The sequence below is a fragment of the Halomonas qaidamensis genome, assembly GCF_025917315.1.
Taxonomy (GTDB): domain Bacteria; phylum Pseudomonadota; class Gammaproteobacteria; order Pseudomonadales; family Halomonadaceae; genus Vreelandella; species Vreelandella qaidamensis.
Map to the genome: position 1 here is coordinate 1,094,111 of NZ_CP080627.1, position 12,056 is coordinate 1,106,166.

General features: G+C 52.3%; 8 protein-coding genes. 5 read left to right on the forward strand and 3 right to left on the reverse strand.

Translation table 11 applies throughout. The annotated features are described in order from the left end of the window. Nucleotides 1-53: 53 nt before the first annotated feature. On the forward strand, nt 54-4,877 hold the full coding sequence (locus K1Y77_RS05100; RefSeq protein ID WP_264430675.1) for an NAD-glutamate dehydrogenase: 4,824 nt from the start codon (nt 54-56) through the stop codon (nt 4,875-4,877). Nucleotides 4,878-5,195: 318 nt separating this feature from the next. Beyond that, on the forward strand, nt 5,196-6,212 hold the full coding sequence (locus K1Y77_RS05105) for a quinone-dependent dihydroorotate dehydrogenase (protein WP_264430677.1): 1,017 nt from the start codon (nt 5,196-5,198) through the stop codon (nt 6,210-6,212). Nucleotides 6,213-6,315: 103 nt separating this feature from the next. Here K1Y77_RS05105 and rmf read toward each other — a convergent pair whose 3' ends face one another. After that, the gene (gene rmf, locus K1Y77_RS05110) at nt 6,316-6,525 is read right to left on the reverse strand and encodes a ribosome modulation factor (RefSeq protein ID WP_030070183.1); all 210 of its coding nucleotides are present in this window, start codon (nt 6,523-6,525) and stop codon (nt 6,316-6,318) included. A 343-nt stretch (nt 6,526-6,868) separates the two neighbouring features. Between rmf and rlmKL the strand changes: the two genes are divergently transcribed. Both rlmKL and K1Y77_RS05120 read left to right on the forward strand, forming a co-directional pair. Beyond that, a complete protein-coding gene (gene rlmKL / locus K1Y77_RS05115; protein WP_030070184.1) occupies nt 6,869-9,100 on the forward strand; it encodes a bifunctional 23S rRNA (guanine(2069)-N(7))-methyltransferase RlmK/23S rRNA (guanine(2445)-N(2))-methyltransferase RlmL in 2,232 nt (743 codons plus the stop codon). 20 nt (nt 9,101-9,120) lie between these two features. Beyond that, on the forward strand, nt 9,121-9,456 hold the full coding sequence (locus K1Y77_RS05120; protein ID WP_264018584.1) for a glutaredoxin family protein: 336 nt from the start codon (nt 9,121-9,123) through the stop codon (nt 9,454-9,456). 28 nt (nt 9,457-9,484) lie between these two features. On the opposite strand, the gene K1Y77_RS05125 is transcribed toward K1Y77_RS05120, so the two are convergent. Continuing rightward, a complete protein-coding gene (locus K1Y77_RS05125; RefSeq protein WP_030070186.1) occupies nt 9,485-9,766 on the reverse strand; it encodes a WGR domain-containing protein in 282 nt (93 codons plus the stop codon). An 84-nt stretch (nt 9,767-9,850) separates the two neighbouring features. On the opposite strand from K1Y77_RS05125, the gene pdxB reads away from it, so the two are divergent. Next, nucleotides 9,851-10,999, forward strand: a complete 1,149-nt coding sequence (pdxB, locus tag K1Y77_RS05130; protein WP_030070187.1) for a 4-phosphoerythronate dehydrogenase PdxB — start codon at nt 9,851-9,853, stop codon at nt 10,997-10,999. Between the two features lie 91 nt (nt 11,000-11,090). Here the strand turns inward: pdxB and htpX are convergent, their stop codons facing one another. Next, on the reverse strand, nt 11,091-11,996 hold the full coding sequence (htpX, locus tag K1Y77_RS05135) for a protease HtpX (RefSeq protein ID WP_009722583.1): 906 nt from the start codon (nt 11,994-11,996) through the stop codon (nt 11,091-11,093). Nucleotides 11,997-12,056 lie beyond the last annotated feature (60 nt).

Below are 12,056 nucleotides of genomic sequence, written 5' to 3' on the forward strand. Positions count from 1 at the left end.
ATTGTCCTTCGTTTTTTGGCCTAAATAGTGGCCCCAGGCAGTCGAGGTGATGGATGCATTACGTTGCGATCGAAGAGAGTCGGCGAGACCTTTTAAAGCAGCTACAAGAGCGATTGGATGCGCGACTGGAGCCGGAGCGCTCAGCAGAGATTGAAGCGTTTGCTCGCCATTTTTATGCCACCGTTCCCGTGGAAGATTTGGTAGATCGACGCTTAGACGACCTGTATGGGGCCACACTATCGATTTGGCAGTTTCTGCAGCACCATGACTTAAAAAGTCCCAAAGTACGCATCTTTAACCCTGACTTTGAAGAGCATGGCTGGCAGTCAACTCACACCTTTGTTGCTGTTTTACACGAAGACATGCCATTTCTGGTTGATTCGGTTCGAATCGAACTCAATCGTCGTGGCCTAACGGTTCACGCTATTCAAAATGCCGTCTTCGCTGTCGCTCGTGATGATCAGCACCAGCTCAAAAAACTCGCTTCACCAAGAGATGAAAACGCGCCTGAAGCGCGCGAATCATTGATGGTCATTGAAGTTGATCGCCATTCTGATGCTGAGTCATTGACCAAGATCGAGCATAACCTTCACGAAGTATTGCGTGATGTGAGAACGGCGGTTAGTGACTTTGATGGCATGTGTGGACAAATTACTGAGGCTATTCAAGAGCTAGAGAAAAACTGTCCGCCGCAAATTGACCCTGATGATCATGAAGAAGCTATTGCGTTTTTAGAGTGGTTACTCAAAGACAACTTTACCTTCCTGGGTTATGACGAGTATCTGCTAGAAGGCAAAGAGCTGCAGCGTGACCCCAACAGTGTGTTAGGTGTTTTCCGCCTTGACCAGCCACGCTACCGTGAGCGTATCCGCACTGAAGAAGGCATTGGTGAGAATGACGATTACGTGCTAGTGCCTCAGCTACTGTCGTTTGCTAAAAGCGCGCATCACTCCCGGGTGCATCGCCCCACGTATCCTGATTACATTACCGTCGACCGCTATGACGATGACGGCAATGTGATTGGCGAGCGGCGCTTCTTTGGCTTGTTCACTGCCACGGTTTATAACGAATCGCCACGTAATATTCCGCTGCTGCGTCGCAAGTTGAAAGCCGTGATGGATATTGCTGGATTTAACCCTCAGGGGCACAACGGCAAACAGCTGTTGCAAGTGTTGGAAGTGTATCCTCGTGATGACCTGTTCCAGATCAGCACGGAATCCTTGGCCAGCACTGCACTTGGTATCCTCAATATTCGTGAACGCCGCCAGGTGCGCTTGTTTATTCGCGCAGACGTCAGCGGTAAGTTTTACTCTTGCTTAGTATTTGTACCAAGAGACGTTTTCTCTACTGACCTGCGTCAGCGTATACAAGCAATGCTGTGTGATGAGTTAGACGCTCGCTTTGGTGATTTCAATACCTACTTGTCAGAGTCGGTGCTAGCTCGTATTCAGCTTATTCTGCGCTTTAATGGGGAAGGGCCAAGCCAATACGATCTTAAGCGCTTAGAGAGCAAAGTGGCACGTTTGGCGCGCAGCTGGCGCGATGAGCTTCAAGAAGCAATGATAGAAGGCTTTGGTGAAGAGCGCGCTAATCACCAAATGGACCATTTCCATGATGCCTTCTCGGCCAGTTACCGAGAAGATTTCAATGCTCGCACCGCGGTGTTTGATGTTCAGCATTTACTGACCCTAGATAGTGGTGATGACCTCTCGCTGTCGCTTTATCGCCCCCTGGAAGAGCAAGCAGGTGGCATGAACCTTAAGCTTTTCCATCGTGAAACACAGATTCCGCTGTCTGATGTGCTACCAATGATGGAAAACTTGGGACTGCGCGTTATTGGTGAACGCCCCTACGACATTAATGCCCCGCAGCAACGTTACTGGATTCATGATTTCGAGCTGGAGCATAGTCGTGAAGGTGTGAATTTAAGCGAAATGCGTGACACCTTCAGCGAAGCATTTAAGCGCATATGGGCAGGAGAGGCCGATAACGACGCCTTTAACCGTCTAATTATTGGTGCTGGTCTTGATTGGCGCGAAGTGGCCATGCTGCGCGGTTACGCCCGTTACCTTAAGCAAATTCGCTTTGGTATGTCGCAGGACTATATCGCAGCCACTTTGGCTAGTTACCCGGCTATTACCCAAGCGCTCGTTGAGCTTTTCCGGCTACGTTTCGATCCCGCGCGTCAGCCAAGCAGTTTAGATGACTGCCTTGCGCGTTTAAACGAGCACCTAGAAGGTGTTGCTAGCCTAAACGACGATCAGTTGCTGCGCCGTTTTATGGAGCTTATTCAAGCGACCTTGCGCACTAACTATTACCAGAAAGCTGATGGCGGTCGTTTCAAAGATTACATCGCCTATAAATTGGAGCCGTCGAAAGTCACCGGCATGCCCAAGCCTCGCCCGGCGTTTGAGATCTTTGTTTGCTCGCCACGTGTAGAAGGTGTCCACCTGCGTGGCGGCAAAGTCGCTCGCGGTGGCTTACGTTGGTCAGATCGTCACGAAGACTTCCGCACCGAAGTGCTAGGCCTAGTGAAAGCCCAGCAGGTGAAAAACGCAGTCATCGTGCCAGTGGGTGCTAAAGGCGGCTTCGTATGCAAACGCATGCCAGAAAATGCTGATCGTGAAACCCAACAGAAAGAAGGCATCGCTTGTTACAAAATCTTTATTCGCGCACTGCTGGATGTCACTGACAACCTGGTGGGTGGAGAGGTTGTGCCACCGCAAAATGTGGTGCGCCATGATGGCGACGATAGCTACCTCGTGGTAGCTGCCGATAAAGGGACCGCAACTTTCTCGGACATCGCAAACGAGATATCCATAGAGTATGGCCACTGGCTCGGTGATGCTTTTGCCTCTGGCGGTGCTAACGGTTACGACCACAAGAAAATGGCGATTACCGCGCGTGGTGCCTGGGAGTCCGTCAAGCGTCATTTCAAAAATCTCGACGTAAACACCCAGCAAGATTTGTTCACTGTGGTTGGCATTGGCGATATGGCTGGCGACGTTTTCGGCAACGGTATGTTGTTGTCGGACAAAATCCAGCTAGTAGGCGCATTCAACCATTTGCATATTTTTGTCGATCCAAACCCTGACGCAGAAGCTGCCTTCGCTGAGCGTAAGCGTATGTTTAACCTCCCTCGCTCCAGCTGGGAAGACTACAGTGCTGAACTGATCTCCCAGGGTGGCGGTGTCTTTAGCCGCAGTGCTAAATCCATTCCAATATCTCCGGAAATGCAGCAAGTGTTTGGTATCGAAGAGACGCGCCTTTCACCCAATGACCTGATCCGTGCCATGCTGATGGCTAAGGTCGATCTGTTGTGGAATGGTGGTATCGGTACCTATGTGAAGAGCTCCGATGAAACCGACGCAGACGTAGGTGACAAAGCCAATGACGCGCTGCGCATTAATGGCGCCGAGTTGAACTGCCGCGTTGTTGGTGAGGGCGGCAACTTGGGCTTGACCCAGCGTGGTCGTATGGAAGCGGCTGCAAAAGGGGTGCGCGTTTATACTGACTTTATCGATAATGCCGGTGGCGTTAACTGTTCTGACCATGAGGTCAATATCAAGATATTGATCGATGAAGTAGTTAAACGTGGCGATATGACCGACAAGCAGCGTAATCAGCTGTTAGCCGATATGACCGAAGAAGTCGCCAACCTGGTAATTCTCGATAACTATCGTCAAACCCAAGCGCTGGATCTGTCAGAAATACTGTCTCACCAAGGCATGGGGCCATACCGTCGCTTTATTAGTGAGCTTGAGTCAGCCGGCCAAATTGATCGTGAACTAGAATTTTTGCCTGCCGATGACGTGCTTAAAGAGCGTGCCAGTCACGACCAAGGCATGCGGTTGCCTGAGCTCTCGGTGCTGATTTCTTACGCTAAGAGCACCCTTAAAGGCGATCTGATCAACTCTGAGGTGCCAGATGATCTCTACATTCACCGTCACCTAGAGCGCTTGTTCCCTGACGTATTGACGCAGCGCTATCAGACAGAAATGTATGACCACCGCCTAAAGCGTGAAATAGTGGCTACTCAGGTAGCCAACGATTTAGTCGATCATATGGGCATTGTGTTTGTTCGTCGCCTAATGGACTCAACTGGCGCAGGGCGTGCTGATATTGCTCGCGCTTATGTGGTCGCTCGAGATGCGTTTAACCTCACGTCTCTGTGGGAGCAAATCGAGGCGCTGGATAACCAAGTGCCGAACCGTGTTCAGTACTCGATGATGCTTGACCTAATGCGCATGATTCGCCGTGCAACGCGCTGGTTCCTGCGTCAGCATTTGGGGCTGTCCACTCAAGATACAATTGAGTATTTCGGTCCTCGTCTTGCTCAACTGCAAGAAGGTATTGGTGAACTGCTTAGCGGAGAAGAGCAGTCTGCATGGCGTAAGCGGTGTGACGAGCTGCTAGAGGCCGGGGTGCCGGAAGCGCTGGCCTCTACCGTAGCTGCGGCGCCCAGTCTCTACGCAGGTTTGGGAATTATTCACGCAGCGCGGGTCGCCAATGAGAAGCCTCAGCGTGTGGCTGAAGTATTCTATGAAATCGGTAGTCGTCTAGAGCTACCCTGGATGATCCAGCAGGTGACCCAGCTTGAAGTGCGCGATGCATGGCAGGCACAAGCGCGAGAAACCTTCCGTGATGACATTGACCGTCAGCAGCTGGCCCTAACCACCAGTGTCTTGAAGTTGGAAGCGGGTAGCCGCGACACCCAAGAGCGGGTCGCCCAGTGGCTTGAACAGCACGCAGAGCTACACCGTCGTTGGTGTCGTTTGATTGATGAAGTGCGCGGTGGTAGTGAAGTTGGCTTTGCACTATTTGCCGTTGCCGTGCGTGAATTGGTCGATCTTGCTGAAAGTGATAGCGAAGCGTAAGTCACAAGCTCGCTATCCACTTGCTCGATGAGTAACACCACCTACCGCGCCCCTAATCAGGGCGCGGTTTTTTGTGACCGTTCTTGAGACTGTTCTTGAGACTGTTCTTGAGACTGTTCTTGAGACTGTTCTTGAGACCGCTCTTGAGACCGCTCTTGAGACCGCTTTTCCACTGCATCGCCTTTCTCGCTGCTCAGCGCTGCGAAGATAACTTGATTTACGCTATACTCTGCGCGCCGCGCGCTATGCTGTCTATTTGTTCACAAGTAGCGTGCTCGTTCGCCTGCTTCATGCCCACTGCTCTGGAGAACCTCGCTGATGTATAACTTCGCCCGTTCGCTGCTATTTCGACTCGACCCTGAAACATCTCATGGGTTGGCGCTGGGTGCGTTAGATACTCTGCATCGGGTTGGCGGTGTGCAGCGGGTATATGGTGAGCCTGTGAGTGACCCTGTTGAGCTAATGGGGCTGCGTTTTAGTAATCGGGTAGGGTTAGCCGCAGGGCTAGATAAAAACGCCGATCATTTGGATGCGTTGGGCGCGTTGGGCTTTGGGTTTGTAGAAGTAGGTACCGTTACCCCCAAAGCGCAGCCAGGAAACCCAAAACCGCGCCTGTTCCGGCTTGCAGGTCACGAGGCGATCATTAACCGCTTTGGGTTCAATAACAAAGGGGTTGAGCACCTTGTCGCCCAGGTGAAAAAGCGCCACTACAAGGGCGTGGTGGGCATTAATATTGGTAAAAACTTAGCCACCTCTGTGGAAAACGCGCTTGATGATTACCTGCTTTGCTTAGATGCGGTGCACGGTGTGGCTGATTATATTGCAGTGAATATTTCCTCGCCTAACACACCAGGGCTGCGAACGTTGCAGTTCGGTGAGCAGCTGGATGCACTGCTAGGTCCTATTCGTTCGCGCAGCCAAGCGCTGGATGATGCGTTAGGCCGCAAGGTGCCGCTACTGGTTAAAATCGCCCCAGATATGAGCGAAGAAGAGGTGGCGTTGGTGGCGGGTAGTATCGCGCGTAACGGGTTGGATGGTGTGATTGCGACCAATACCACGATATCTCGCGAGGCGGTAAAAAGTGATCCGCAGGCAGAAGAGGCAGGTGGATTGTCTGGAAAACCCGTTTTTGAAGCGTCAAATACGGTCATTCGTCTGCTGCGTGCACAGCTGCCAACGTTACCTATTATAGGTGTCGGAGGGATTGATAGTGGTGAGACCGCCGCTGCAAAAATTGCTGCTGGTGCAGATCTGGTGCAGCTCTACTCGGGGTTGATCTACCAAGGGCCTGGGTTAGTAAAAACGTGCGCCTTGGCGCTTAAGCAGCATCGTTAAGGTGATAGGTCAGCCAGTGCTCGCAAGGGGCGCGATGGCAATAAAAAAGCCCGCTTGTCAGCGGGCTCCGTACTCCGAATGTCATGTTTGAAAGGTAAAATAACTAGGTCATTACCAAGGGGTTTTTATGGATACCGGAGACGCCGGTCATCCCATCCCACTGATCACCGCGACCTTCACGCCAACCACTCATCCAATACTCGCGTAAATTAACATCTTGACTGGGGCAGTCATCTCGGGAGCGACCCGTAATGCCCGCTTTATAGCCGTGAACATAAGCCCGTTGGAAGCGATCACGTTTTTGTCGTTTCATTGGCTAACCTCTTTTCACGAAAGCCTTTGATAAGAAAAGCAAACTGGGCAAAAATGTCATCTTTGCATCAGCGCTATTTCGATAGATAACTTCAGCAAGCCGCCACTCAACGCTAGTGCCTAGCACTCACGTGCTGAACGGGCAAAGCGGCAGACTCGACAAGCTAGAGATCTTGAAAGCAAGTTTGCTAATAGACCCCTGACAAACAACGCATGCGTTTTTCAGTAGCTACACTCCTATTGTTAGCTCATTATGGGGTCACTTGTCGACCATCAAATTGTCATAAGACGTAAACTCATTTGCCATATATAGGAATATCGCGCTCTTACGCGCGGCGATAAACATGACCGAGTCGAGCCAAACTGCCCCTTTAAACCTCCTTGCCACCTGTCCTAAAGGCATTGAAAGCCTTTTAGCTGATGAGCTGTCAGCGCTAGGAGCCGAGCCAGGTAAAACGACCGTGGCGGGCGTTTATTTTTCCGCTAATCTAGAAACCGCCTATCGCATATGCCTGTGGTCACGGTTAGCTAACCGCATTATTTTGCTGTTGGCTCGGGAGTCGATGATCGATACTGCCGAGCAGGTACGTGACGTGGTTGCCCGACTGCCCTGGACACAGCATTTAACGCCAGGCAAAACGCTGGCAGTCGATTTCCATGGTCGTAGCGATCACATTCGCCATACCCGCTTTGGTGCCCAAACGGTGAAAGATGGCGTTGTTGATTCGCTACAGTTAGCAGGTCAGGAGCGCCCCAATGTTGATACCAAAACGCCCGATTTGCGCATCTATGCCCACCTACACCGTGCTAATTTAAGCCTGGGAATTGATCTTTCAGGCGAAAGTTTGCACCGTCGTGGCTACCGCCGCGATGTGGGCCATGCGCCGCTGAAAGAGAACTTGGCAGCGGCATTGCTAGTACGTGCTGGCTGGCCTGAGCGCGCAAAAGCCGGTGAGCCGCTGTTAGACCCACTGTGTGGCGCAGGCACACTATTGATTGAAGCGGCGCTAATGGCCGCTGATCAAGCGCCCAATCTCAATCGGGAGCGCTTCGGTTTTCAAGGCTGGGCAGGGCACGAAGAGCCAGTGTGGAAAGAGCTAAAGCGCGAAGCCGAGGCGCGGGCTTCGATAGGCCGTAAACGCTGTAAAACGGCGCTAGTGGGCTTTGATCAGAGCCCGGCGGCACTGACGGCGGCAAAAGCCAACGCCATGCGTGCTGGCATTCCTGCGCTAATTACCTTGCATGGGCAGAGCCTTAGCCAGCTAACTAGGCCAGAGACTATTACTGCTGAACGTGGGTTATTAATTACTAACCCGCCTTATGGCGAGCGCTTAGGCGAATTACCTGAGCTGGTGCGTTTGTATGCCCAGCTGGGTGAAAAGGCAAAAGCACTGTTTCCTGGCTGGACGTTGGCGCTTTTTACCGGCAATCCCGATTTGGGCCATCGCCTGGGGCTACGGGCTCATAAGCAGTATGCGCTGAAAAACGGTGCGCTGGATGCCAAATTGCTACTGATGGAGATTGCCCATCACACAGCAAGCTCGGCCAGCCAGGCAGACAGTGAAAGCGCCTCATCTGCTTCAGACAGCGGTGAAATGGTGTCGGCAGTAACCGCCAGTGCCAAGCCTGCGGTGTCGGAAAATGCCCAGATGTTTGCCAATCGTTTGGCGAAAAATCAAAAACGTCTGAAAAAATGGCTAAAGAAGAGCGGTGAGACCTGCTATCGCGTTTATGATGCCGATATGCCGGAGTATGCGCTGGCCGTCGACCGTTACGGTGACAGAGTGCACGTTCAAGAGTACGCAGCGCCTAGTTCCATTAACCCTGCTCAGGCTCAAAAGCGCCTGTTTGACGCCTTGGAAGTGATGCCTGAGGCCCTCGACGTTGACCCAAGTAAGATTTATATCAAGCGTCGTGAGCGCCAAACTGGCACTGCTCAGTACCAAAAGCGCGATGCCAGCGGCGAACGATTTGAAGTGCGCGAAGGCGATGCGCGGCTATGGGTAAACCTGCGTGATTACTTAGACACCGGTTTGTTTTTGGATCATCGTCCCGTACGTCGCATGCTTAACGAGATGGCTAGCGGTAAGCGCTTCTTGAATCTATTTTGCTATACCGCCACAGCCACTGTGCAGGCAGCCTTAGGGGGGGCAAGCGACAGCGTCAGCGTCGATATGTCCAATACCTACCTTGAGTGGGCGAAAGATAACTTTGCGTTGAATAAACTCGACCCGAGGCTGCATCGCGTGGTGCGGGATGACTGTTTCCGCTGGCTTGAAACTGCGAATGCCGAATTTGACCTGATCTTTATGGACCCGCCGACGTTCTCTAACTCCAAGAAAATGCGCGACACCCTAGACGTGCAGCGTGACCATCCTCGGTTAGTGGAGCTTGCCATGGCGCGCCTAGCGCCGGGCGGTACTTTAGTCTTCTCAAACAACCAACGGCGTTTTAAGCTGGCCGAAGAACTCAGTGAGCGTTACGCAGTGGAGGACATAACGTCGCGCACCTTTGACCCGGATTTTCAGCGTCGAACCAACCTGCACCATGTGTTTGTATTACGGCATAAACAGTAGAGAGAAATAACGCACCGGTTATGATTCAGCTATCGATTTACACAACTTTAGGCTGCCACTTATGCGTCCAGCTAGAATCACTGCTGGTGACGATGGCTAACCAAGAAGTGTCGCTTCATCGCATCGAAATTAGCGACGACGACGCCCTGGTAAAACGTTATGGCGTACGCATTCCGGTCTTGATGGATGGTAACGGAGAAGAGCTGGACAGAGGCTTTGATATCGAACGACTGAGCGCATGGTTACAAGCGCGCGGTTGGCTGGACGAGGCGTCTCTTGCAGCGCTCACCACCCCGCCCGAAAGTGCGCCACCCATTGGGGCGCACCAGCGCAGCGGGCGGCGTTATTTAGGTTAAACGTAATGGCTCAGGCAGGAAGCGTGCATTACAGTGCATCAAGTAGTGACAGCTGCCGCATAGCTTCCTGTCCTTCAGGCGTATGATCGGCTGCTTCTAGCACCTTGCGAAATCCTCGCGAGGTCTGGATAGTGGCCTCATCTTCCATCCACATTTGCGCTTGTTCCAGAGTATCTGCCAACTGGTGCTTTAGTCCGCCAAACTGGGTGCCGATTTGCCCCCAGGCGCGGCTGAAAATCCAGTCGCCAAACATATCCTGGTGAATATGAACCAACACATAGTCATGGTCGGTTTCCCAGCGTACGATCACACCCATCTCCTTAACTGCTTATTGATCACGCCTGCACAGCAAGCCGTTGCGGGCGTATTGTAAAGCCCGGATACGAAAACGCCTATGAAACTTGTTATCGATGCGAATATCCCCGCTGCTGATCAGTGTTTTGAACCGTTTGGCACACTGCAGCGTCTGTCTGGGCGTGAGATTCGTCCTGTCGATGTAGCCGATGCCGACGCGCTGATCGTACGCTCGATTACTCAGGTAAATCAGGCGCTGCTGGCAAAAAGCCCTGTTCGTTTCGTGGGTACCTGCACCATTGGCACTGACCATATCGACCATGCGCTATTAAACGAGCGTGGTATTGGTTTTGCTAGCGCTCCTGGCTGCAATGCCGATGCCGTGGTGGATTATGTGCTTAGCAGCCTGTTGCTGGTGAGTGAACGTGAAGGGTGGTCGTTGCTGACGCGCACGGTGGGGATTGTGGGTGCTGGCAATGTAGGTGGGCGCCTACAGCAGCGCTTACAAGCACTGGGTGTGGCTACTTTAGTGTGTGATCCACCGAAGGAAGAAGCAACAGGTGCGCTGGGCGAGTTTTTCTCACTTGATACTCTAATCGAGCGCTGTGATGTGCTATGTCTGCATACGCCACTAGTAAAAGATGGTCCCCATACTACCTATCAGCTGCTTAACGCCGAGCGCATTAACGACCTAGCCCCAGGGGCTGTGTTGCTGAACGCTGGACGTGGCGACTGTATTGACGGCTTAGCGCTACGTAGTCGTTTGGCGGGTAAAGGTGATATCACGGCTATTCTCGATGTTTGGGAAGATGAGCCGGAGATAGATGCTGGGTTGCGTGATTTAGTCGCGTTGGCGACCCCCCATATTGCAGGGCATAGCCTTGATGGCAAATTGCGCGGAACGTGGATGATTCAACAAGCGTTCGCTGAGCATATAGGTCAGCCCAGTCCGTTACGTTTTAGTGAACTTTGCCCGCTACCAGCGCTTGCTGAGCTAACGTTGCAGCAGGCTTTGCCAGTAGAAGATGCGCTGCGGCTTTGTGTGCGAGCGGTATACGATGTGCGCCGTGACCACGATATGCTGCAGCGGCACGTGTTTCATCAGGGAATCAAAAAGGGCTTTGATGATTGTCGATCAAACTATCCCCTGCGTCGAGAGTTTGCCACGCTGCGCGTGTTGCTAGAAAACGATGCAACGGTGCTGGAAGCGCCATTGCTAGCGGCTGGTTTTCAAGTCCAGTGCGCATAGGTGTGCGGTGGCGGTGGTATTGGTAGTGAGGTGATTTAGAAAGCACAAGGCCCGCATTTGCGGGCCTTGTGGGTTATGCGGCGAATATGTGTTACTGACGGTAAGCCGCTTCTTTTAAAGCACGAATGCGATCATCTAGCGGCGGGTGGCTGGCAAATAGCTGCTCTAACAGAGAGCGCGTCTGGCCTTTGGTAATAGCCATTGCGCGCAGCGTGTCAGGCATTTGGTCAGGCATTTCAGTTTCCGCTTTCAGGCGTGCCAGCGCATTCACCATTGCACCGGTGCCTGCCAAGCGTGCACCTGCTTCATCGGCACGGTATTCGCGATAGCGCGAGAACCAAGCAACGATTGCAGAAGCGACAATACCAAAGACAATTTCTGCCACGATCACTACGGCAAAGTAACCGATAAAACCAAGGCCACCTTCGCCGTCGCTGCGGCTTTTTAAGAAGTTGTCAACTAACTGTGCCACCACACGGGCAAAGAACATCACAAAGGTGTTCACAACGCCTTGAATCAGCGCCAGTGTCACCATGTCGCCGTTGGCTACGTGGCCAATTTCGTGGGCCAGCACCGCGCGCACTTCTTCAGGACGCATACGGTTTAGTAGTCCAGCAGATACAGCGACTAGTGCATCGTTTTTATTCCAGCCGGTGGCAAATGCATTGGACTGCTGAGCCGGAAAAATACCCACTTCTGGCGTTTTAATACCCGCTTCGCGGGAAAGTTCGGCCACCGTATCCAACAGCCACTGCTCAGTTGAATTGGACGGTGTTTCAATAATTACGGTGCCAGTTGAACGCTTTGCCATCCACTTGGAAATAAACAGCGATATCAGCGAGCCGACCATGCCGAAGATAAAGCAGAAAATCAGCAGGCTAGTAAAGTTGATGCCCTGACTGCTTAGGTAACTTTCCACCCCAAACAGGCGCAGCGTTAAGCTGGCAACCAGCAACACCGCTAAGTTAGTGGCTAAAAACAGCACAATTCGCATCATGGTGCAGGTTCTCCCTCAAAGGTCATTAAAAAAGCGTTAGTGGAATGACAGTTTAGATAC

What these genes read in the sequence shown, in the direction of transcription:
- K1Y77_RS05100 (WP_264430675.1), top strand. Translation starts at nt 54, where the DNA reads ATGCATTACGTTGCGATCGAAGAGAGTCGGCGAGACCTTTTAAAGCAG.
- K1Y77_RS05105 (WP_264430677.1), top strand. Translation starts at nt 5,196, where the DNA reads ATGTATAACTTCGCCCGTTCGCTGCTATTTCGACTCGACCCTGAAACA.
- rmf (WP_030070183.1), bottom strand. Translation starts at nt 6,525, where the DNA reads ATGAAACGACAAAAACGTGATCGCTTCCAACGGGCTTATGTTCACGGC.
- rlmKL (WP_030070184.1), top strand. Translation starts at nt 6,869, where the DNA reads ATGACCGAGTCGAGCCAAACTGCCCCTTTAAACCTCCTTGCCACCTGT.
- K1Y77_RS05120 (WP_264018584.1), top strand. Translation starts at nt 9,121, where the DNA reads ATGATTCAGCTATCGATTTACACAACTTTAGGCTGCCACTTATGCGTC.
- pdxB (WP_030070187.1), top strand. Translation starts at nt 9,851, where the DNA reads ATGAAACTTGTTATCGATGCGAATATCCCCGCTGCTGATCAGTGTTTT.
- htpX (WP_009722583.1), bottom strand. Translation starts at nt 11,996, where the DNA reads ATGATGCGAATTGTGCTGTTTTTAGCCACTAACTTAGCGGTGTTGCTG.